General features: G+C 43.9%; 18 protein-coding genes. 7 read left to right on the forward strand and 11 right to left on the reverse strand.

The genetic code is table 11. From position 1 onward, the window contains the following. Positions 1-132: 132 nt before the first annotated feature. From DYH63_RS17495 to DYH63_RS17505, 3 genes are all read left to right on the forward strand, one after another. Entirely contained in the window at positions 133-867 is a 735-nt protein-coding gene (locus DYH63_RS17495) for a lysophospholipid acyltransferase family protein (protein ID WP_116790027.1), read from the forward strand. An 8-nt stretch (positions 868-875) separates the two neighbouring features. Continuing rightward, complete coding sequence (locus tag DYH63_RS17500; RefSeq protein ID WP_116790028.1) at positions 876-1,871, forward strand: acyl-ACP desaturase; 996 nt, start codon at positions 876-878, stop codon at positions 1,869-1,871. Between the two features lie 359 nt (positions 1,872-2,230). After that, on the forward strand, positions 2,231-2,935 hold the full coding sequence (locus tag DYH63_RS17505) for a DsbA family oxidoreductase (RefSeq protein WP_116790029.1): 705 nt from the start codon (positions 2,231-2,233) through the stop codon (positions 2,933-2,935). A 274-nt stretch (positions 2,936-3,209) separates the two neighbouring features. On the opposite strand, the gene DYH63_RS17510 is transcribed toward DYH63_RS17505, so the two are convergent. The 10 genes from DYH63_RS17510 to DYH63_RS17555 form a co-directional block, all read right to left on the reverse strand. Continuing rightward, positions 3,210-5,099: an Nramp family divalent metal transporter gene (locus DYH63_RS17510; protein WP_116790030.1), complete on the reverse strand. Its 1,890-nt coding sequence runs from the start codon at positions 5,097-5,099 to the stop codon at positions 3,210-3,212. Positions 5,100-5,108: 9 nt separating this feature from the next. Next, positions 5,109-5,762, reverse strand: coding sequence for a metal-dependent transcriptional regulator (locus DYH63_RS17515; protein ID WP_116790031.1), 654 nt, complete (start codon positions 5,760-5,762; stop codon positions 5,109-5,111). A gap of 98 nt (positions 5,763-5,860) precedes the next feature. Then, positions 5,861-6,613: a tetratricopeptide repeat protein gene (locus tag DYH63_RS17520; protein WP_116790032.1), complete on the reverse strand. Its 753-nt coding sequence runs from the start codon at positions 6,611-6,613 to the stop codon at positions 5,861-5,863. Positions 6,614-6,796: 183 nt separating this feature from the next. Next, positions 6,797-8,614, reverse strand: coding sequence for a BatD family protein (locus DYH63_RS17525; protein ID WP_116790033.1), 1,818 nt, complete (start codon positions 8,612-8,614; stop codon positions 6,797-6,799). A gap of 67 nt (positions 8,615-8,681) precedes the next feature. Then, complete coding sequence (locus tag DYH63_RS17530; protein WP_116790034.1) at positions 8,682-9,485, reverse strand: tetratricopeptide repeat protein; 804 nt, start codon at positions 9,483-9,485, stop codon at positions 8,682-8,684. Further along, positions 9,485-10,519, reverse strand: a complete 1,035-nt coding sequence (locus tag DYH63_RS17535; protein ID WP_116790035.1) for a VWA domain-containing protein — start codon at positions 10,517-10,519, stop codon at positions 9,485-9,487. Before DYH63_RS17535 ends, DYH63_RS17530 begins: the two co-directional genes overlap by 1 nt. A gap of 2 nt (positions 10,520-10,521) precedes the next feature. After that, positions 10,522-11,526 (reverse strand): vWA domain-containing protein, encoded by a 1,005-nt coding sequence (locus tag DYH63_RS17540; RefSeq protein WP_116790036.1) that lies wholly within the window; start codon positions 11,524-11,526, stop codon positions 10,522-10,524. 1 nt (position 11,527) lies between these two features. Then, the gene (locus DYH63_RS17545; RefSeq protein WP_240409027.1) at positions 11,528-13,192 is read right to left on the reverse strand and encodes a hypothetical protein; all 1,665 of its coding nucleotides are present in this window, start codon (positions 13,190-13,192) and stop codon (positions 11,528-11,530) included. Between the two features lie 12 nt (positions 13,193-13,204). Then, on the reverse strand, positions 13,205-14,071 hold the full coding sequence (locus DYH63_RS17550) for a DUF58 domain-containing protein (protein WP_116790037.1): 867 nt from the start codon (positions 14,069-14,071) through the stop codon (positions 13,205-13,207). Between the two features lie 143 nt (positions 14,072-14,214). After that, positions 14,215-15,219, reverse strand: coding sequence for an AAA family ATPase (locus tag DYH63_RS17555; protein ID WP_116790038.1), 1,005 nt, complete (start codon positions 15,217-15,219; stop codon positions 14,215-14,217). Positions 15,220-15,632: 413 nt separating this feature from the next. On the opposite strand from DYH63_RS17555, the gene DYH63_RS17560 reads away from it, so the two are divergent. The 3 genes from DYH63_RS17560 (at position 15,633) to DYH63_RS17570 (ending at position 19,392) form a co-directional block, all read left to right on the forward strand. Further along, on the forward strand, positions 15,633-17,651 hold the full coding sequence (locus DYH63_RS17560) for a zinc-dependent metalloprotease (RefSeq protein WP_162927080.1): 2,019 nt from the start codon (positions 15,633-15,635) through the stop codon (positions 17,649-17,651). Next, positions 17,651-18,520 carry an aldo/keto reductase gene (locus DYH63_RS17565; RefSeq protein ID WP_205528262.1) on the forward strand — a complete coding sequence of 290 codons (870 nt, stop codon included), beginning with the start codon at positions 17,651-17,653 and terminating at the stop codon, positions 18,518-18,520. Before DYH63_RS17560 ends, DYH63_RS17565 begins: the two co-directional genes overlap by 1 nt. 116 nt (positions 18,521-18,636) lie before the next feature. Next, positions 18,637-19,392, forward strand: coding sequence for an SDR family NAD(P)-dependent oxidoreductase (locus tag DYH63_RS17570; protein WP_116790041.1), 756 nt, complete (start codon positions 18,637-18,639; stop codon positions 19,390-19,392). 70 nt (positions 19,393-19,462) lie between these two features. Here DYH63_RS17570 and DYH63_RS17575 read toward each other — a convergent pair whose 3' ends face one another. After that, positions 19,463-21,520 carry a M13 family metallopeptidase gene (locus DYH63_RS17575; protein ID WP_116790042.1) on the reverse strand — a complete coding sequence of 686 codons (2,058 nt, stop codon included), beginning with the start codon at positions 21,518-21,520 and terminating at the stop codon, positions 19,463-19,465. Between the two features lie 164 nt (positions 21,521-21,684). On the opposite strand from DYH63_RS17575, the gene DYH63_RS17580 reads away from it, so the two are divergent. Next, positions 21,685-22,377, forward strand: a complete 693-nt coding sequence (locus DYH63_RS17580; protein ID WP_116790043.1) for an SCO family protein — start codon at positions 21,685-21,687, stop codon at positions 22,375-22,377. Positions 22,378-22,612 lie beyond the last annotated feature (235 nt).

Raw genomic sequence — 22,612 nt, forward strand, 5'->3', positions numbered from 1 at the left:
TAGGATGCGACCCGGTAATCTTTAAATTTACCAATCTCAAAATATTCAAATCCTCCTTCTCTATGCCTGCATACTAATTATTTTTAGAAATCCGAAAAAAGGTACTACTTTTACGCGAATTTTTAAAAAGGTATGCAAAAAATACTGTCTTACCCTTTATCGGCACTTTTTTACCTGGCTTTTGGCCTGTGTCTTGTCATATTCCACCCCATACAGTGGATATGCTTTAACGTGTTTGGCTACCAGGCACATAAAAAAAGTGTTGATGCCCTTAACTCGCTACTCGTAAAATGCCTGCTAATACTGGGCTCTCCGGTAAAATTCATTGGCCGCGAAAAACTACCTCAAGGGGTGCCTATCATTATTGTGGCAAACCACCAGAGCATGTATGACATACCGCCTATCATTTGGTTTATGCGCAAGGTGCACCCTAAATTCATCAGCAAGAAAGAACTGGGCAAAGGCATTCCAAGCGTATCATATAACCTGCGCCACGGCGGCAACGTGCTTATAGACCGTAAAGACCCTAAACAGGCACTACCTGCCATTATGGGTATTGCTAAATACATACAACAACATAACCGTTCGGCCGTTATATTTCCAGAGGGCACCCGCAGCAAAACCGGTGAGCCTAAGAAGTTTAGTGAAAACGGTCTTAAAATACTATGTAAATTTGCCCCTTCGGCGTATATTGTACCTGTGAGTATAAACAACTCCTGGAAGGTGGTACGCTTTGGGTCGTTCCCTCTGGGGTTGGGCAACCGGTTAACATTTACAATTCAGGAACCTTTTGCAATAAAAAATATTCCTTTTGAAGAAGTAATGACAAGAGCAGAAAATGCAGTAGTACAAGGAATAAAAAATTAAGTAATATCATGTCTATAAAAAACATTCGCCTGGAGGTAATGCAGTTCCTTGAAAAGAACATTGATGCCTTTGTAGAGGAATACCTTATCCCGGTGGAAAAAATATGGCAGCCTACCGATTTGCTGCCCGATTCGCAAAACGAAAGCTTTTTTGAAGAAGTTAAGGAGTTGCGCGAAATAGCCAAAGACCTGCCTTATGATTTTTGGGTAGTGCTTGTAGGCGATACCATTACAGAGGAGGCGCTGCCTACTTATGAGTCCTGGCTTATGGACGTTGAGGGCGTAAACCAGATTGATAACGGCGGTAATGGCTGGAGCAAGTGGGTGCGCAACTGGACGGGTGAAGAAAACCGCCACGGCGATCTTTTAAACAAATACCTGTACCTGAGCGGACGTGTAAACATGCGCGAGGTAGAAATGACTACACAGCACCTTATAAACGACGGTTTTGACATTGGTACAGACCGCGACCCTTATAAAAACTTTGTGTACACAAGTTTTCAGGAGCTGGCTACTTATGTATCGCACAACCGTGTGTCGCAGCTTGCAAAACAGTATGGCGATAAAAAACTAAGCAAAATGTGCCGCCTTGTGGCAGGAGACGAAATGCGCCACCACATGGCTTACAGCGAGTTTGTAAACCGCATTTTTGAAGTAGACCCAAGCGAAATGATGCTGGCGTTTCAGTACATGATGAAGCAAAAAATTGTAATGCCGGCACACTTTCTTCGTGAAAGCGGACAGCACATAAGCACCGCGTTTGAACAGTTTTCTGACTCTGCGCAACGCATAGGCGTTTATACCGCAGCCGATTATGTAGATATTTTGCGCAAGCTTATTGAAAAATGGCAAATTGATAAAAAAACAGGCCTTACGGCAGAAGCCGAGAAAGCCCGCGACTTTCTTATGAAATTACCGGACAGGATGGCGCGCATTAGCGAAAGGCTTGTAATACCACAGGAAAGCCACATTTTTAAATGGGTACAGCCTGCACTTATAAAATAGCACTATCTAAAAGGATAGCACAAAAACGGACAGTAAATTACTTGTCCGTTTTTTTATATAGTATCTTTGCGCAACACACCCCTAACCCCTTAGTGCAAACGTTTGGGATAGTATGAGTGAGGTGTACTAGTGAAGCTAAGGCATTAAACTTCGTTGCGTTAAGCAAAATATAAGTTGAGGCGTTAAAAAAGATTTGCTGTTTGAGCGAAGCGAGTTCAAATCTTTTAGCTGAGGCTTATGTTTTGTAGCATAAGAAGTTAGAGCCTTGAATTTTTGGTTCTTTTGTTTCAAGACAAAAGAACATTAACCGACTGCGGGAGAGTAAATTGAAATAGAAAAAATATTAGACACAAAATAATATGAAAATAGAAATTTGGAGCGACGTTATGTGTCCATTCTGCTACATCGGCAAACGCAGGTTTGAAGTAGCAATGGCACAGTTTGGCAAAGGCCAGGATATAGAAATAGAATGGAAGAGCTTTTTACTAAATCCTGAAATGCAGACTGACCCGTCTAAGAACATTCACCAGTTTTTGTCTGAACATAAAGGCATATCTGTAGAAGAAGCTAAAAGCATGAACGACCAGGTAGCCCACATGGCAGCTAACTCAGGCTTAAAGTTTGATTTTGACAAAGCCATCCCGGCTAATAGTTTTAATGCCCACCGTTTTTTACACTACACCAAAATATACGGCAAGCAAAACGAAGCTGAGGAACTGCTTTTTAAAGCCTACTTTACTGAAGGTAAAAATATAGATGATGCCAATACCCTAACCGAAATGGCCGTTACCCTGGGTCTTGATACGGAAGAACTGGCTAAAGACATGAGCAGCGATGCATTCTTTCAGGATGTAGTAATGGATGTACAGGAAGCCCGCGAAATAGGCGTGCGTGGTGTACCGTTCTTTGTGTTCGACCGCAAGTATGCTGTATCGGGAGCACAGGAAATAGAAGTATTTACCCAAACCCTCGAAAAATCTTTTGAAGAATGGGAAGCTGCTGCAAAACCTGTAAAACTTGACATTATAGAAGGTGACAGCTGCGGTGTAGACGGTAATTGCTAATAAGCCCCCCAATAAAAAGTTTGATATTAAATTTTACCACAAAGTCCACTAAGATTTTCACCAGGTGCACAATGAGATAACCGCCTTTGGCGGAAGACACAAAGCTTTGTGTTCCTTGCATAGCTGCAATATACATCTCTCTAGCTTAGTGCTCGCCGTGAAAATCTTAGTGGACTTTGTGGTAAAAATTTTAGGTAATATAAACATCGGTCTTACAGACATTATTTATCCCTATTTGAGACATTCTGACTTTCGACTTTAAAAACGTTAAGACTTACTTACTGTCTTTAATAATCAAAACCGGTATCTGTACTTTATGCCTCACGGCATCAACCGTAGTACCAAACACCAGGTCTTTAAACAGGCTATGCCCGTGTGCGCCCAATATCAGTATATCAAAAGTACCGTTATCATTAACCACTTTTGGAATCTGTTTTTTAGGGCTGCCAAAGCTTAGCTTGGTGGCAATGGTGTAGCCACTCTCTTCCAGGCTTTGCTTATAACGGGTAAGGTACTCCATATCAGTACTGGTTTCATAATCTTCAGCCAGGTCCCCATGTAGCATGGCACCCACCGTTTCTACAATATGTATCAGCGTATAACGTGCTTCCTTACCGCCCAGTTGTATCGCGCTGGAGAGTGTTTTTTCGTCTGTACGGCTAAAATCGAGTGCCACGGCTATATTACGGTACATCTGCTTTTCAGGCAGGTCTTTTATTGCCGCAGGTGTAAGGTGGGGCACAATACTGGCTACTGCCCTACCCTTAAGCACAAACGGCTCTATGGTAATGTACAACAGTAATACGGCAGCTAATACAGCTAACGGCACTACAAACACCCAGATATAAATAGGGTTGTCAGAATTTACGACCCACCCGTGTATCTCATCGTAGACCAGTTTCGCATTTAGAGACACTATGGTAAGCGCAATGGCCCACGCCCCTATCTTGGTCGCGATGCCTATCGTAAACTCCTTCATGCGGCTCCTATCGCTTACAAAGTGTATCAGCGGTATTACAGCAAAGCCCAGTTGCAGGCTCAGCACCACCTGGCTTAGTACCAAAAGGTCGCCTGTAGAATCTTCGCCAAAATAAAGTATAGTAATAAAAGCGGGGGCAATGGCAATAACACGTGTTACAATACGCCTTACCCACGGCTGTATGCGCAGGCTCAGGTAGCCCTCCATAACAATTTGCCCGGCAAGCGTACCCGTTATAGTACTGCTTTGCCCTGCGGCAATAAGTGCCAGTGCAAAAAGTATCGCTGCCCAGTTACCCAGCATAGGTTCCAGCAGTTTATGCGCATCCTGAATGTCAGCTACCTCATGCAGGCCATTCGTAAAGAACGTCGCAGCTGCGAGAATAAGTATGGCAGCATTCACAAAAAAGGCAAGGTTAAGCGCAATGATCGAGTCGATAAAATTATAGCGTATGGCCTGCTTAATGCCTTTAAAGCTGCGGTCAAACTTACGCGTTTGTACCAATGATGAGTGCAGGTACAAGTTATGTGGCATTACCGTAGCACCTATAATACCTATGGCTATGTATAATGCAGCGGTGTTAGGGATAGAAGGTACAAGACCTTTTACCACTTCTGCTCCATCGGGGTTTGCAAAAAACATTTCTGCCAGAAACGAAAGACCTATGATACTGATAAGCCCTATGATAAAGGCTTCCATCTTTTTGATACCCTTGTTCATAAGAAACAGCAGCAAGAAGGTATCAAACATGGTAATACCCACACCCCACAGCAGTGGCAGCTTAAAGAGCAAATTAAGCCCTATTGCCATACCCAGCACCTCAGCAAGGTCGCAGGCGGCAATAGCCACTTCGGCAAAGCCGTAGAGAATGTAGTTGATCCATTTTGGATACGTTTCACGCGATGCCTGTGCCAGGTCGCGACGGGTAACAATACCCAGGCGGGCACTCAGGCTTTGCAGCAACAGCGCCATAAGGTTACTCATAAGCAGTACCCAAAGCAAACTGTAGCCAAACTGGCTGCCCCCGGCAATATCTGTAGCCCAGTTACCAGGATCCATATAGCCCACACTTATCATGTATGCGGGACCAAAGAAAGCGAGTATTTTTTTCCAGCCTGTAGCGTTTTCACCTACCGATACCGACTCGTGCACCTCTTCAAGCGAATGGGAGTTTTTGTGTTCCATAGGCAACTATTAAACGGGTTTTACAAAAAGGTTAGCCGCTATTTTATGAGACACGGTAAGTGCCCTGTCTTTAATGCGGATACTGATGGAATGGTCAAAATCTTCGCGCCCTGTCACTTCTATAGAAGAGCCTAGGGCGATTTGTTGTTTGTCTAAGTATTGCAGGAACGGTGCCGAACTATCCTTTACGCCTACGCATATAACAGTTTTGCCCGGTACAATTTCAGATAACAGTTTTTTATCAATAGCTACTACATTACCATCACGGTCAGGTATTGGGTCGCCGTGCGGGTCTTCGCTCGGATAACCAAGAAATTCGTCAAGGCGGTTAATAAGCTTGTCAGATTTTATATGCTCCAGCTGTTCGGCCACGTCGTGTACTTCATCCCAACTGAAATTAAGGGTATCTACAAGAAATACCTCCCAAAGGCGGTGTTTGCGCACAATCATCAATGCTGCACGGGTTCCGGCATCGGTAAGCAATACTCCCTGGTATTTTTTATATTCGGCAAGGCCTTTGTCAGCCAGTTTTTGCACCATATCGGTAACCGACGATGGTTTGCTTTCCATAGCGCCGGCAATAGCATTAGTGCTTACACCTTTTTCAGAAGTTTGCGAAAGGTGGTAAATTACCTTTAGGTAATTCTCTTCAGAATGTGTCATTTACAAGATCAATAACAACAAATGTACTAAAAAGAATGATTGCTTAAAAATAATTTTTAGCCTTAACTAAATTTTAAGTGCCCGCAAAAAAAACAGCCCTAAAGCTGTTTGTCTTTTATCTCGCGAATGTCTTCATTTGGTATCCAGCCTACACTGTCGTCGGCCAGTTTTATCTTCTTCCAGTTGTCTACGGTTTCGAGTACGTTTACCTTGGTTCCTTCATGCAACACAAAGGCATCCTGGGCTGCTGTTCTTGGCTCTGCCTTTACAGTTACTACCTCCGGATACACAATGGCGTAGTTTTCTTTTTCTTTTTGCGATTTTACATATACTGCCGATATTACACTTACCACAATCCCAAAAAGCGCCACGAACATGCCCACAAAAAAGATGCGTTTTAGCAGCGTAGTGCCCGCCAGATAATATCCTAAAAACAGCAGCAGAAAAAATACAGCAAATGATACCGCTACCCATGCCCATGTATTATAATGGTACGCACCTGTTGCGTTATAAAGCATTTTAGAAAAGCCCACCCTTGGCGTGGACTTGATATCGTCTATGGTCATTTTTTGGGCGAATGCCAGGTTAACCTCAGCATCCTTATTACCGGGATCCAGCAAAAGCGATTTCTCAAAGTTGTAAATGGCAGGTGCTGTCTTATCCATTTTATAATAGGCATTGCCAAGGTTAAAATACACCTCCGCCGATTCTTTACCTTGTTTCAGGATGCCTTCATACTGCGCAGCCGCACCGGCATAATCGCCTTTTTTGTACAGCGCATTACCCTGCTCAAAATTTTGGGCAAAGGCAATCTGTGCTATAAAAAATACTATGTATGCTAAATTTTTCATTTGAACTATATCTTCACAAGACTGTCCCAAACTGCTTTTATAAGCATTTTGTCATCCTGACGAAGGAAGGATCTCTAGTATCAAATAACTGAGATTCTTCACTCCATTGCATTACGTTCAGAATGACAATTTTGAGACAGCCTAATCGCTATCTTAATACTTTGTACTCACTACTCTAATTAACTACGACATTTGCTTTTCCAGGCTCGTTACCACACTCACGGCGCTTTCATAATCCTGTTGCATGGCGGTACCTGATGCCGGGGCATAACGTGCAAACTCGCAGCTATCCATAATACGGGTAAAATCGTTTACCGTTTCCTGGGTGGCATTGCGCGAAAGCAGCAACTCATTAATATTTTCGCGGCTCAGTTCGCTGGTTTCAATACGCAGCTTGGCTTTAAGAAAGTTGTGCAACGCTTTTTCAAGCGCAAGGTAAAACGGCTCCTTGTTGCCCAGTTGCTTTTTAGCTTCGCCAAGGTATTTCTTAGCCAGTTTACTGTTTGTACGTATCTTGTTGCCTTCCACATCACTGTCGTAAGCCTCTTTTTTCTTTTTAACCAATACAATAAGCGGTATGCACAGGAACGGCGCAAACAGCAGCGTATAGAATAGCGTTGACCCAAAAAAGTCTTCGCTTCCTGTTTTTCTTAATGATGTTCCCGTTGCTATATAGCGAAACTGCTCGCCCGGACTAAGCTTTTCTTTTCCGCCGGCCGGCTTGTTCTCGGCAGTGGCAGCGCTTGCCGGAACATTAAGCACATCGATCATGATGTCTTTACTGGTTACCGTTTTATACTTGCCCGAAGCCAGGTCAAACCACGAGAATGAAAGCCCTTTTACAGGATACTTACCCTTAGCATTTGGCACCAGCGTATATACATCGCTTATGCTGCCATTCATGCCTGTAAGCGGGGTTTTTACATCTTCCTTATGCTCTGGGTCATACATTTCTAATGCTGACGGCACTACCGGTTTTGGCAGGCTGAAGAGTTTAAGATTGCCTTTTCCGCTTACACTTACCGTAAGCTGTATCGATTCGCCGTTAGTAATGGTAGTTTTACTTGGCGTAACTTTAAAGTCGAAATTACCCACTGCACCACTAAAGTCATCCGGCTTACCGGCTTCCGGCAATGGCTTTACATTAATGTACTTCCTGCCCGATGAAGCTGTGGTTTTTGCTTCTTTTAAACCCATACGGCCAAAGAAATCCCTGCGCCCATCCGGTATCTGCACGTTAAGTTCTTCTACAAGAGGCTCAAGCTCCAGCCTTCCGCTTTTTTGCGGGTACAGCACAGCACGGCGCAACACCACCATACGATATGGCTTACCATTATAAGTAGCGTTCTCAACCTTCATATTACGGGGGTCTACAGGCTCTATCTGGCTCCAGAAGTCGTTGTATTTAGGGCTTTCTTTTTCGCCGAAAGACACCACGCTGCTATTAGGGCTTACATAAAGCTTATACACAACATTAACAGGCTGATTTACATAAATGTTTGTATTTTGTATTTCTGCTACAATATGAATACCATCGTTAGGATTGGTCGTAACAGGTTCAGGTTCCTGCGGCTGATTTTGACCGAATGGGTCAAACGGATCGTAACGGTGCGGTTGTTGCTGCGGATTAGGATTAGCCACAGCATCGCCCACCGTAATTTTTACAGGAGATGTTTTATAAACGGTTCCTGCAATTTCTATGGTAGCCTGCCCCACGGTAAAAGTACCCTTAGCAGTTGGTGTAAGCACATAAGTGTAGCTTTTGCTAAAGCTGCGCACCCCATTTATCCAGGAATTGCTGATGCTTTGTCCCGGCCCGCTGACTTTAAAGCCCTGAAATGTGGGCGGTACAAAGTTATCACCGTCCTGGTTCATCCTGAATTCTAAGCGCAGGTTCTCATTCACACCTATTTTGGTGCGGCTGGGTACTGCCTTAAACTCTACCTGCGCCTGCAGGCCTTGTAGCATTAAAAAGAATATTATCGCTAAATACTTTCTCATTGTTTCAATTTACGTAACCTGAATCAATATTCATTTATCCAAATTAGTAGCCCGTGGGCAATTTTTGTTACCAGTCTTTTTCAGCACGTCTTGGCTGGCCTTTCACTTGTTTTGCATTTACCTTATCCTGAACCTTTTTCTCTTCGTTGTTCATGGCATCAAGCAGGCGGTCCATCTGGTCTTTGTTAGGGCTGCCACCTTGTGGCTTGGCATCGGCATTATCTTTCTTGTCTTTGCCGTCGCCGTCTTTCTTATCCTTATTGTCGCCCTTATCTTTGTTATTATCTTCTTTATCCTTGCCTTTGTCTTTGTCCTGATCCTTTTTATCCTTACCATCGCCTTTATTAGGATCCTGGTTTTTATTGTCCTTATTCTGGTCTTTATTTTTGTCCTTGTTATCTTTATTGTCGTTCTTTTGCGGCGGCGGTGGCGGATTTTTCTGCAACATATCCTTAGCCAGCGCATAGTTGTAACGCGTTTCTTCGTCGGCAGGGTTATTGCGCAGCGCATTTTTGTAAGCCTCTACCGCTTCCTGGTAATTTTTAAGCTGCATCATAGCATTGCCAAGGTTATGGAATGCCTTGTGCTTTTCGGGCTTACTCTTTGCATTTTGTATTGCCCTTGAGTAGGCTACGAGCGATTCTCCCGGTTTCTTTTGCCTGTAAATGGCATTGCCCAGGTTATAAGACGAAACTGCCTTACCCGGCTCATTACTACCCGATATGCGGTACTGCTCTTCGGCAGCTGCGTAGTCTTTATCGTCAAAATCTTTATTGCCCTGCGGGAGGTTCTTATCTTTTACCGGTTTATTTTCCTGCGAAAAAGCCAGTAAGGCACCCAGCATAAGGCATACCGTAAATACTTTTTTCATTATTCTTTTTCGTTAAACAGGTTAAGTCGTGTTATCCACGATGTTTTGCGATCCAGCATAAACACATCAAGGAACAGCAGTAAAAATGCCGAACCTAAAAACCACTGAAACTGCGATTCATACAACGCCACTTCTTTCGATTCAAATTCCTTTTTCTCGATATTATCCAGCGCTTTTTTTACGTATTCGCTAACCTCTTTAGTGGTACCGCCATATACATAACCACCTTTAGTGCGCTGTGCAATGGTTTTAAGCGCATCGGGATACAGCTTTGTAATAACCGTTTCGCCCTGTTGGTCTTTTTTATATTCCTGTATGCGTCCGTTTACTTTTATCGGGATAGGGCCACCCTTCTCAGTACCCACACCTACAGTAATTAGTTTAATACCTTTTTTCTGCGCTTCTGCCGCCGCCTCTTCACTGCCTTCGCCGTGGTCTTCACCATCAGAAACCAGTATTACGAGCTTGCTCGTTTGCGGATCATCAAAATAGGTAGAAGCCAGCTCCAGCGCATCGCTTATGGCAGTACCCTGGCTCGAAACCATATCGGTATTCATGTTTTGAAGAAACATCTTCGCTACGCTATAATCTGTAGTTATCGGCAGTACAGGATATGCGCTGCCGGCATAACCAATGATGCCTATCCTGTCGGTACCTAAACTATTAATGATTTGCGACACGATCTGCTTGGCTTTATCGAGCCTGCTTGGAGCTACATCTTCGGCAAGCATACTTTTACTAACGTCTATGGCAAACACAATATCCACACCCTCACGTTTTACGGTTTCGGTACGGGTACCTATTTTTGGGTTTACCAATGCCAGTATAACACCGGCAAGGCCAAGTGCCACAACCGCCAGTTTAAGGGCAGGCTTAAACACAGAGCTTTGCGCACTAAGTTTACGCACCAGTTCAGGATTGCCAAATTCGCGCTGTTTTTTACGTTTCCACCATAAATTAAAGAGAAACAGCAGCACCAGCAGTGGTATTACCGCCAGGATGTATAAATATTTTGGTTCGTCTAACTCGTACATAATTATATAAAGCTTCTGTAAAGTGTTTTACGCGCTACGGCCTCAGCAAGCAACAACCCTAAGGCTGCCCATACCCACGGGCGGAATTTTTCGTCGTAATTATAAAACTTCTGTTCTTCTATCTCAGTCTTTTCCAGTTTATTGATCTGGTCGTAAATGGATTTCAGTTTGCTGTTACTTGTAGCCCTAAAATACGTACCATCAGTCTTCTTGGCAATCTCTTTCATCAGGTTTTCGTCAATCTCCACCGGCATCATCTGGTAGTTAAAGCTGCCATCCGGGTTTATAGAGTACGGAAACAACGCTTTACCATTTGTACCCAGGCCAATGGTGTACACTTTAATGCCATACTCCTTAGCCATATCTGCCGCCATACGCGGGTCTATAAAACCAGAATTGTTTACACCATCGGTAAGCAATATAATAATACGGCTCTTGGCTTTACTCTCCTTAAGGCGGTTAATTGCTGTGGCAAGGCCTACACCTATACCGGTACCATCCTGTAGCACTCCGGCATCATACTTAATCGACTTTATGGCCTGCTTTACCAGTTCTTTATCGCTGGTAACGGGTGCTTTGGTATAACTCTCTGCGGCATATACCACAAGGCCTATACGGTCGTTAGGGCGGTTGTCTACAAAATCTTCTGCTACGTTCTTAAGTGCTTCAAGGCGGTTTGGCTTAAGATCTTTTGCAAGCATACTGCCCGAAACGTCTACTGCCATAACTATGTCTATACCTTGCGTGGTGCGGGTTTTACTATCTACATCTACACTGCGCGGGCGGGCAAGTGCCACAATAATAAAGCCCAGCGCCAGCAGCCTGAAGGCAAACAATACCGGTTTTAATTTGCCCAGTAATGATGGTGTTGCCTTAAACCCGTTTACCGAACTGATGGTAAGCGATGCGGTTTGTTTTTTGCGCTTCCAGATATACCAGCCAATAGCCAGCGGAAGCAGCGCGAACAGCCAAAAGAAACCGGGATTTAAAAAAGTTACTTCTTTCATATTATTGGTTCTGTTCCTGCTCCTTTTCCTGTTCTTGGTTTTGGGTCAGGTTTCTTAATTCTATCGAGTTCTTTACACGTTCCAGCAGTTGCGGTGCATATTCGTCGCCTTCGGTATATCCTATGGTTACCTGCTGCACGCCCTGCTGCTGCTTAAACAGAAATACCTCATAATACATGCGTTTTATTTGCTTGCTTACCGGGTGCGGGTAGCTCATGGTACCGTATACACGAAGGCCTGTAATGCCCTGCTGGGTATTAAACTCTTCTGTTTTTATAAGGATGTCTTTAGCACCCTGCGATTCCCATACCTTAATAACGCCTTCGCTAAGCTGGTTAAGGTCTACCTCGGTTTGCTTCTTATAGCTAAGTGTTGATACCGCCACGCTGAAGTCGCTGAACAATGCGCCTTCCATAAAAATCGACATTTCCTGGAACACCGCCATTGATTCTTTTGGCATAATGGTGGCCGGGTCTACGCGTTTCATAACCTCAGGTGTTTCTATAGTTACACCCGGAAAGCCATACTCGCTTTTTACCCACTGGCCTTCTAAAAGGTCTTTGGTAGAGGTGCCGTAAAGCGCCCTTTTTACCATGCCTACACCAAAGAAGATTGAGAAACCTAACAGGATAACTACTACACCGCCTATTGATGACCAGATTATGGTGCGCCTGCGTTTCTTTTCTTTGCGCCTGCGCTGCTCTTCCAGCCACATTTGGGTATGCAGTTCGTCTTCGTCTTTTTCTTCGGGAATACTGCGGTCTATAACCACAATGGTTTTTTCGATACGGTTACGGTCTTCGGCAATTTCAAATTCAAGCGGCTTGCTCTTGGCAAACTTTACCATATCTGCATTGCGCAGTACGCGTTCCAGCTGCTCAAAGGTTTCGGGCTTAAGTGCCATTTTACGGCGCATGGTAGCATTTCGCATGGCTTCTATAAGCTCTCCTGTTGTACTTTCCATCGCCGGTATGTGTATTGCTTCTTCAATATACAAACGGGCAATGTCGGCCAGTTCACTATAATATTCCTTAACCTCGCCACGTTGCAGCATCTCTTTCTTTTCAAGGTTTTGAAGCTGCTGCGTAGCCTTTTCTATAGGCGATATAAGTTTTTCTTCTTCTTTTTTAACCGGTTTTTTACGGTTCTTAAAATACCACCAGGCACCAAAACCTGCACCGGCAAGCAGTACTGTGCCCAGTATCCAGTACCAAATGCTGTAGTCTGACTTTGCTTCAGCTATAGGCTTAATGTCGTATAGCTTGTGCTTAAGGGTATCAACCTTTATATTGTTTACCTCCAGCAAAAGCGAATCGGTCTTTATAATTTTTTTATTGATAACAACCGGAAGGCTGGGCACTACATAGCGTCCGGAATCAAACTGGGTAAGTCCGTATTTTTTTACCAGCTCATAAAGCGCGCCATTGCGCACGGTATCTACCGGATAGGATTCGAGTACTTCGAGCTGCCCAAAGTTTTTCCCCTCAGGAAAGTTCACCCTGTCTTTAGGACCCACGGTGGCCTTTAGCGTAAAGTTTGCCTGCGCGCCAATTTTTATTTTGGTCGAATCAAGGCTGGCCTTCACCGTGTTTTGCTGCCCAAAAACGGCAACACCCATAAAAAGGGCCAGCAGGGCATATAGTTGTTTAAAGGTCATTGCTTTCATGTTTTAACCGGCTTATGCACGGCTTTTAAAATAGCCCAGCAGTTTGGTTACATACGATTCGTCTGTGCGGGTACTTACAGCGCCGGCCCCGCAGCGGCTAAAGGTATCTTTAAAGTACTTAACCTTATCCTGATAATATTTTTCATACTCAAGGCGCACCTTTTTAGAGCCGGTATTTACCAGCAGGGTTTCGCCTGTTTCGGCGTCGGCCATTTGTACCATACCCAGGTCAGGCATTTTTTCTTCGCGGGCATCAAACACGCGCACTCCTGTAATATCGTGCTTTTTTGCGGCTATCTTGAGCGTATGCTCGTAATCGGCTGCCATAAAATCGGATATCAGGAACACAATGGCACGTTTTTTAATAACACCCGATAAAAATTTAAGCGCCTGCCCCACATCAGTCTTTTTGCTTTTTGGCTGAAACTCGATCAGTTCGCGGATGATGCGCAACACGTGGCTCTTACCTTTTTTTGGCGGAATAAAAAGCTCTATCTGGTCTGAAAAAAGGATAAGTCCTATCTTGTCGTTATTCTGCGTGGCCGAAAAAGCCATGGTAGCAGCGATCTCTGTAACAATATCGCGCTTAAAGGCGTTTTGCGTACCAAATGCTTCAGACCCACTCACGTCGGCCAGGAGCATCATGGTAAGTTCGCGCTCTTCTTCAAAAACCTTAATGTACGGCTCGTTGTAGCGGGCGGTAACATTCCAGTCGATACTGCGCACATCATCGCCAAACTGGTACTGTCGTACCTCGCTAAACGTCATACCACGCCCCTTGAAAGACGAGTGGTACTCTCCCGAAAATATGTGGTTACTAAGCCGCTTGGTCTTGATCTCGATCTTGCGGACTTTTTTTAATATCTCTTTTGTATCCATGAATGTTGTTGAAAGTTTGAATGTTGAAAGTTGTAAAGTTTAGTATTACCTACTAACCCATTAACACTCTGTTACAATACCGAAAGTTTATAAGCTGTTGTCGGCAACTTTTAAACTTTATAACTTTAAACTTTAAAACTCATTTACGGCACTTCTATCTCATTCACGATCTTGTTAATGATATCGATCGAAGTAATGTTTTCTGCCTCTGCCTCATAAGTAATGCCTATACGGTGGCGCAGTACATCGTGCACTACAGCGCGAACGTCTTCCGGTATTACATAGCCCCTGCGCTTGATAAATGCATAACATTTTGCAGCGGTGGCAAGATTGATACTACCCCTTGGCGATGAGCCAAAGCTAATAAGCGGCTTAAGGTTAGCCAGCTTGTATTTCTCCGGGTAACGGGTAGCAAATATGATATCAAGAATGTATTTTTCTATTTTCTCGTCCATGTATACCTCGCGAACAGCATTCTGTGCACGCAGTATCTGGTCGATAGAAACTACCTGGTTTACTTTTTCGAAAGCACCTTTAAGGTTAGCCCTTATTACCAGGCGCTCGTCTTCAATTTTTGGGTAGTCAATAACGGCCTTAAGCATAAAACGGTCTACCTGCGCTTCCGGTAACGGGTAGGTACCTTCCTGCTCTACCGGGTTCATGGTTGCCATAACCAGGAACGGTTTTTCCAGCTTAAAGGTTGTTTCTCCTATGGTAACCTGCTTTTCCTGCATGGCTTCAAGCAGTGCAGACTGCACTTTTGCCGGGGCACGGTTTATCTCATCTGCCAGTACAAAGTTGGCAAAGATGGGACCTTTCTTTATTGTAAATTCGTTTTCTTTAATGTTGTAGATCATGGTACCCACCACGTCTGCAGGTAGTAAGTCCGGTGTAAACTGTATACGGCTAAAGCTGCCGTGTACTGCCTGGCTAAGGGTATTAATGGCAAGGGTTTTTGCAAGCCCCGGAACACCCTCCAGTAAAATGTGCCCCTGGCCTAAAAGGCCTATAAGCAGGCGCTCTATCATATATTTCTGGCCTACGATAACCTTGTTCATTTCCATGACCAGCAGGTCTACAAAAGCACTTTCGCGCTCTATTTTTTCGTTTATCGCCCTTATGTCTAAAGCGGCAGTATTTTCTTCCATATCGCTGTTTGTTTTAGAAGTGTGAATTTAACAAGCTTTTTTGATACCACAAATTCATTGCCGAATTTATTCATTTAAGCCCGTTTGCATTGTTAATGCGTTGTTAACGGGTTTTATAGTTGATTTATTTTGCAGTAAATCAATAAATTAATCCATATAGCAAATGTTAAAGTGTAGCACACTGGCTTCCAGTAACTTTAATCCCCAATTTTTTTTCAATCGGTGTAGTGGCAGCATTCTTACAAACCTACGGTTTTAAATATAGTAATTGATACTTTGCAGGTAATGATACTGTAAAATGCGACAAACACGCATAAAGTAGTACATAATTGCTAAACTTTTAAGCACCGCCTTAGTCTATAATGAGGGTATTTACATATTTTTGCGCTGAACCAACAATTATTTGCCATCCAATGAAAAAAATTTTATTCTTACTTGCTCTTCTTAACCTTAACAGCATCAGCGCACAGGATTTATGCGGAACCGATGCCAGGCACCGGCAACTGCTTGCTACCGATGCTGTATATGCAAAACGTGTAAAAGACTTTGACTCGAAACCCCATACCATTAAAAAGCGCAGCACATCTGCCACTCCCACATATGTAATACCTGTGGTAGTGCATGTAATGCACAAGGGAGAAGATATAGGCACAGGCACCAATATAAGCGATGCCGTTGTAAGAGACCAGATAAAGAGGATGAACCTCGTGTACCGTAACAAAAACGGAGGCCAGGGGGTAGATACCAAAATTGAATTTGCCCTTGCCGTGCGCAATCCGCATGGCGGTTGTACAAACGGAATTGACCGGATAGACATGACCTCGGATGCACTATATATGGATAGTGGGGTTGCATACCAAAGCGGAATAGGTATATCAGACGCTGTGCTAAAAAACAGATACTACTGGGATACAAACCAGTACTACAATATTTGGGTCGTATCAGAATTTGACAATGGGACCTCTACTTATGCCGGATATGCTTACTATGCCAGCACACACGGGCGCTTTAATGACGGGGCAGTTATACTGGCTTCAGAAATTATAAATCCATCAAGCGTTACAGTAGAACATGAGCTGGGCCACGCACTGAATTTATACCATACTTTTGAAGGAGATACTAATGGCACCCGCTGCCCGGATGAAGCAAACGGCTGCGGAAACGGAGCAGGAGACTGCTGTGCAGATACCGCGCCGCACATACGCTTTACTAACTGTTTTACAATAACGGATAATAGCTGCTCGCCAGGAAATAACGATTTTAGTTACACCCACAACTACATGACTTACAGCAGTGTAAATGGTTGCCAGGATATGTTTACCATGGACCAGAAAGAGCGCATGATAAGTGCCCTTACAGACGTGAGGGGTTCGCTGCTGGCAGAAAACGGCAATATGAGCCTTGTACCGCCAATGGTTTCATCGCCAGACTTTACTGTTAGTCCTTCTGTCGCGTGCCAGGCAGGCCAAACTGTACAGCTACGGGATTTAAGCAGCTGTATTCCAAATACTTTTATGGATGAAAGCCAATGGCCGGGCATTACCTTTAACTGGACCATTTCAAACCAAAATAACACATATACGCTATCAGGGCAAAACAAAGAATTTGTGCTTCCTGAGGCAGGCACATACACTGTTACCTTAACTGTAACTACACCCGAAGGTAGCGCGGTAGCGCATCGTGAACAGGCCATTATTGTAGCTGCATCGGCACCGCCGGCAGCGTGCACGCCTATTGCTGTACAGTCCGGCAGGTTTGGTTATACCATTAACAAGGTAACCTTTAACAGCATAGACAACAACACATCCGGGCAAATTAATGATAACTACCAGGACTTTGCCTGTACCCACAGTACAGTAGTTACTCCAGGAACTACGTATCCGCTTATACTGTCTGTGCGCAGCGGCAACCAGTATCCTGAAATCTTCCGCGTTTACATAGATTATAATAATAATGGCATATTTGAGGAGACAGAACTTATTGCCGCAGGCAGCAACCCGGCCACTACTAATAATATGTATATTACCGATATTACCATACCACAAACCGCAGTACAAAACACTCTTTTAAGAATGCGTGTAATTGGTGAGGCTCAGGAGTTAACAGCTTCTGAATTAAACTGCAGTTCGGCTTTTTTGGTAGGCGATATTGAAGATTATGGCGTATATATTGACGGAAACCTGGGTACTGAGCATGTTCAAAAAAGCAACTTTAACGTGTACCCTAACCCGGTTACAAATATTCTTTCTGTAAAAGGCAATACGGTTATAAACAACGCTAAGCTATATAATATGCTGGGGCAATTAGTTATTGAAAAACAACTGAACAGTGCAGATGCAGCCCTGGATGTTTCGGCACTAAACAACGGTGCTTACCTGTTACAAATAACATCGGGCGATAAAACACAAACCTCTAAAATCATAAAACAATAATGTCAGTAACACTTTCTCCCATTATTGCGGGAGCCATGAACTGGGGCGAATGGCAGGCAAAATTTAGCCCTGTTCAAATGGCCGCCATTATAAACGACTGCATAAGCTATGGCATTACCACTTTTGACCATGCTGATATTTACGGAGGTTATACCACCGAGGCCGATTTTGGCAAGGGCTTTGCGCAAAGCGGCGTAAACAGGGAGGATATACAGCTGATAAGCAAATGCGGCATACAGCATACCCTGGGCAATCGTGAGAATAAGGTAAAACATTACAATTACAGCAAAGAGTACATTATTTGGAGTGCAGAGAACTCTCTGAGATTTCTACAGACAGATTACCTTGATGTACTGCTCCTGCACAGGCCAAGCCCACTAATGCAACCAGATGAGATTGCCGAAGCTGTAGAGAAACTAAAAAACGAAGGCAAGATAAAAGCTTTTGGCCTGAGTAACTTTACCAACTCTCAAACCGACCTTATAAGCAGCCGTACCGAGGTATTTTGTAACCAGGTAGAATTTAGCGCCACGCACATTGACGCAATGCTCGACGGCAGCTTTGACTATATGCAGGTACATAACATAAAGCCACTGGCATGGAGCCCTGTAGGCAGTGTGTTTAAAGAAAACAATGATCAAACCGCAAGGCTGCGTAAGCTACTTGTAGAATTTGAAGAAAAATACAACGCCACTGCCGATGTGATACTCCTGGCATGGATACTACAACACCCTGCGGGCATTATACCGATATCAGGGTCTTGTAACACCACAAGGCTTAAGAACCAGGCAAAAGCTACTGAAATTAAACTGGAACTTATGGACTGGTTTGCCATCTGGACGGAGAGCGCAGGGCATAAGGTACCGTAGTTTGTTATAAAGTTGAAAGTTCTAATGTTAGAAAGTTCTACCCGAAACATTATTGCTTTTGACATACAGGCTCAACTAACATTATAACTTTTAAACATTCAACATTACAACTGAATATGAAAAAAACAGCATTAATAACAGGGGCTACCAGTGGCATAGGCAGGGCTACAGCACGCCTGCTGGCACAAAATAATTTCAGGCTGGTTATTTGCGGCCGCCGCGAAGACCGCCTTGCAGAACTTCAGGATGAGTTTTCGGCTCTTACACAAGTACAGACATTAAACTTTGATGTGCGTAAAAAGAAGGACGTTGCTAAAGCCATAGCATCGTTACCGGCAGATTTCCTTACCATAGACGTACTGATAAATAATGCCGGTAATGCCCACGGCCTTGACCCAATAGAAAACGGCGATGTAGACGACTGGGATGCCATGATAGACATTAACGTAAAGGGGCTGCTGTATGTTAGCAAGGCCATTATACCGGGTATGGTTGAGCGAAAAAGCGGCCACATCATTAACATAGGCTCTATAGCTGGAAAAGAGGTGTATGCAAACGGAAACGTATACTGTGCCTCTAAGCACGCGGTAGACGCCATTAACCAGGGTATGCGTATGGACCTGAACCAATATGGCATTCGCGTAGGCGCCATTAACCCCGGTATGGTAGATACCGAGTTTAGCGAAGTGCGATTTAAAGGCGACAGCCAGCGTGCCGAAAGCGTGTATCAGGGGCTTGAGCCATTACATGCCGAAGACATTGCAGACATTATACACTTTGTGGTAACACGCCCGTATCATGTAAACATTGCCGACCTGCTGGTATTGCCTACAGCGCAGGCCAGTGCCACTATTGTCAACAAGAAAGTATAAACAATTTATGCTATAATGAAAAAGCCCGCCTGAAAATTTCAGGCGGGCTTTGCTTTTTATTTTTGGTCAATTACCAAATCTTAACCCTCTTATCCGGGGCTACATATATTTTATCGCCCGGTTTAATGCTAAAGGCATCATAAAAGGCATCAACATTTTGCAATGGTACAAAAGCCCTGTACATGCCCGGGCTGTGCGGATCTGTCTTAACCTGGTTTTTAATGGCTTCGTCCCTCATTTTTGTACGCCATATTGTGGCCCATGAAATAAAGAAGCGCTGCTCTGGTGTATAGCCATCTATAAGGCCCGGGTTACCGTGCTCTTTAAGATACAGCTGAAGTCCGTCATAAGCGGCATTAACACCACCAAGGTCGCCAATGTTTTCGCCCAGTGTAAATTTACCGTCTACATAAATGCCCGGTAGTGGCTGTAGTGCGCTGTATTCAGAAGCTAGTGCGCCACCAAGGCCGGTAAATTGCTTAAGGTCTTCTTCGCTCCACCAGTCTACAAGGTTACCGTTAGCATCATAACGTGCACCGCTATCATCAAAACCGTGAGAAATTTCGTGGCCTATAACAGCACCTATACCACCATAGTTAACGGCCTCATCAGCACGGTAATCATAGAATGGTGGCTGCAGGATAGCCGCAGGAAACACAATTTCGTTATACGACGGGTTAAAGTAAGCATTTACAATTTGCGGCGCCATGCCCCACTCGGTCTTATCTACCGGTTTGTTCAGCTTTTCAATATCCTGCTGGTGGTCCCATTTAGAAAGCGCAGTCATATTGTTAAAGTAGCTTCCGCCTTTCTCAGGAGCCGTAATTGTTAGCGCAGAGTAGTCTTTCCATTTATCAGGATAGCCTATTTTTACAGTAAGCTTGTTTAGTTTGTTTACCGCAGCCTGTTTTGTAGATGTAGCCATCCACGGCAGGCGGTTAATGCGGTTTTCAAAAGCACGCATTACATTTTTAATCATTGCCTCTGCCTTAGCTTTAGCTTCCGGCGGGAATTTCTTGGCAACATACAGTTTACCAAGCGCTTCGCCCACAGTACCATTTATGGTTTGAAGGGCATTTTTATCACGCTTTTCTTCTTTAAGGGCACCCCTTAATGTTTTACCATAAAACTCCCAGTTAGCCGTTTCGATACCGGTAGAAAGCTTACCGGCAGATTTGCGCAGTAGCGACCATTTAAGGTAATCTTTCCACTCAGCAACGTTCTTTTGTTTAAGGATTGCCTCTACAGCCTCCATATATTTTGGCTGGCTTACCACAATCGTGGCAGGCGCACCTACACCTATACCTTTCAGGTAAGCTGCCCAGTTGATAGATGGCGCAAGCTTTTGCAGCTCAGCAACCGTCATTGGGTTATAGGTAACACGGTCATCGCGCAGGGCTACTCTGTCCAGTTGTGGCTGTGCAAGCGATGTTTCGAACGCAAGTACATTTTTTGCCGCTACCGCAGCAGTCTTATCATCATAACCAATATACTTAAGCATTTTGGCTACGTGCTTTTCATATAAGGCACGTTTTTCTTTAGAGTCGGCATCTTCAGAGACATAGTAATCCCTGTCCGGAAGCCCAAGCCTGCCTGTACCCAGGTAAATTACATTCTTGTTACTGTCTTTAGCATCGGCACCTATGTAGATACCGAAGAACCCAAGGCCGCCTTCGTTCTCCATTTCGGTAAGCAAAGCCTGAAGGCTCTTTACATCCTTAACGGCGTCAATTTTTTTAAGGTACAGCTGTAACGGTGCAACACCTGCCTTATTGCGCGATACGGTATCCATGATGGCACGGTACAGGTTAGCAGCCTTGCCCTGGTCGCTGCTTGCAGCTAGGGTTTTATTGGCAGCAGCCTCTTTTAGTATGGCAAGTGCATCATTATTAGTGTTTTCGCGAAGCTCATCAAAACTACCCCAGCGCGTTTTATCGGCAGGAATCTCGGTAGCATCTACCCATTTGCCATTAACGTACCTGAAGAAGTCATCGCCCGGCTTAACTGACTTGTCCATATATTGCAGGCTGATACCCGGCTTTTGCTGGGCCACCGCAGATTGTGCATTGCAAAGGGCTCCGGCTGCAAGCGCTACCGTTGCGAATTTTGCAGTAAATCGTAGTTTCATTTGTTTTTAATTTAAAACTTTGAATACAAATATATACTTTTTTGGTTTATGGTAATTCGGTTATACGGTAATTTGGTTTTTGGTTATACGGCTGCAATCAAATTACCATATAACCGAATTATCAAATCGACTTTCTTCCCTACCTTTGCAAAAATTATTTTACAATGCTTGCCTTCTTAAAAAAATACAGGGTATTTATCAGCGTATTCATCATCCTGTCAGCCATTATACTTACACTGTTCAACATAGCGCTTTCGCCAAGAAAAACACTTAAGATATACAGTCCTGCCGATGTAAACCCAGAACTGGCAGACAGTACCGTGCAGGCCATTGCGCACCACCATAAAATAGCGCCGTTTAGCTTTACCAACCAAAACGGCAAAACCGTTACCCAAAACGATTATAAGGGAAAGATATATGTAGCCGACTTCTTTTTTACCACCTGTAAAACCATTTGCCCCATAATGACAAATAATATGGGCTGGCTACAGGACCACATAAAAACAATGCCCGATGTTGCATTGCTTTCACACTCGGTTACCCCTGACATTGACAGCGTACCCGTACTACGCGCCTATGCCGACCTTAAAGGTGCCATTGACGGCAAGTGGAATATGGTAACAGGCGATAAAAAAGACATTTATTACCTGGCCCGTAAAAGCTACCTGGCAGTAAAAACCGGCAGCAACACCGAGATGTATGATATGGTACATACAGAGAATTTTATACTGGTAGACAAAAAAGGCCGCATACGCGGATTTTATGACGGTACCAACCTGGACAAGCCTACAGACGACGGTACTAAAAATGTAACACAATTGCTCGAAGACATTAAATGGCTGAGGGAAAATGAGTAATAAGTGAGGGTTTCTTAAATAGAGTTTTTGCCACACAGCTTTGTGATCTTCCGCCGAAGGCGGTTTACATGGTGAACCTTGTGAAAATCATGGTGCCCTTAGTGGTAAAAACATTTTGAAATAAGCGCCATGCTCAAAATTAATATGGTAGTAAGAGGTTCAGTTCTTTTTTGAATTTTGGATAATTACTAAATTTTTATGTTTACTTTTGTAATCTAAACTTATTCTAAATAAG

Origin of the sequence: Flavobacterium psychrotrophum (assembly GCF_003403075.1) — a bacterium.
In the GTDB taxonomy this organism is placed as follows: Bacteria; Bacteroidota; Bacteroidia; order Flavobacteriales; family Flavobacteriaceae; genus Flavobacterium; species Flavobacterium psychrotrophum.

Coding starts and splice junctions, on each gene's coding strand:
- DYH63_RS17495 (WP_116790027.1), top strand. CDS start 133: ATGCAAAAAATACTGTCTTACCCTTTATCGGCACTTTTTTACCTGGCT.
- DYH63_RS17500 (WP_116790028.1), top strand. CDS start 876: ATGTCTATAAAAAACATTCGCCTGGAGGTAATGCAGTTCCTTGAAAAG.
- DYH63_RS17505 (WP_116790029.1), top strand. CDS start 2,231: ATGAAAATAGAAATTTGGAGCGACGTTATGTGTCCATTCTGCTACATC.
- DYH63_RS17510 (WP_116790030.1), bottom strand. CDS start 5,099: ATGGAACACAAAAACTCCCATTCGCTTGAAGAGGTGCACGAGTCGGTA.
- DYH63_RS17515 (WP_116790031.1), bottom strand. CDS start 5,762: ATGACACATTCTGAAGAGAATTACCTAAAGGTAATTTACCACCTTTCG.
- DYH63_RS17520 (WP_116790032.1), bottom strand. CDS start 6,613: ATGAAAAATTTAGCATACATAGTATTTTTTATAGCACAGATTGCCTTT.
- DYH63_RS17525 (WP_116790033.1), bottom strand. CDS start 8,614: ATGAGAAAGTATTTAGCGATAATATTCTTTTTAATGCTACAAGGCCTG.
- DYH63_RS17530 (WP_116790034.1), bottom strand. CDS start 9,485: ATGAAAAAAGTATTTACGGTATGCCTTATGCTGGGTGCCTTACTGGCT.
- DYH63_RS17535 (WP_116790035.1), bottom strand. CDS start 10,519: ATGTACGAGTTAGACGAACCAAAATATTTATACATCCTGGCGGTAATA.
- DYH63_RS17540 (WP_116790036.1), bottom strand. CDS start 11,526: ATGAAAGAAGTAACTTTTTTAAATCCCGGTTTCTTTTGGCTGTTCGCG.
- DYH63_RS17545 (WP_240409027.1), bottom strand. CDS start 13,192: ATGAAAGCAATGACCTTTAAACAACTATATGCCCTGCTGGCCCTTTTT.
- DYH63_RS17550 (WP_116790037.1), bottom strand. CDS start 14,071: ATGGATACAAAAGAGATATTAAAAAAAGTCCGCAAGATCGAGATCAAG.
- DYH63_RS17555 (WP_116790038.1), bottom strand. CDS start 15,219: ATGGAAGAAAATACTGCCGCTTTAGACATAAGGGCGATAAACGAAAAA.
- DYH63_RS17560 (WP_162927080.1), top strand. CDS start 15,633: ATGAAAAAAATTTTATTCTTACTTGCTCTTCTTAACCTTAACAGCATC.
- DYH63_RS17565 (WP_205528262.1), top strand. CDS start 17,651: ATGTCAGTAACACTTTCTCCCATTATTGCGGGAGCCATGAACTGGGGC.
- DYH63_RS17570 (WP_116790041.1), top strand. CDS start 18,637: ATGAAAAAAACAGCATTAATAACAGGGGCTACCAGTGGCATAGGCAGG.
- DYH63_RS17575 (WP_116790042.1), bottom strand. CDS start 21,520: ATGAAACTACGATTTACTGCAAAATTCGCAACGGTAGCGCTTGCAGCC.
- DYH63_RS17580 (WP_116790043.1), top strand. CDS start 21,685: ATGCTTGCCTTCTTAAAAAAATACAGGGTATTTATCAGCGTATTCATC.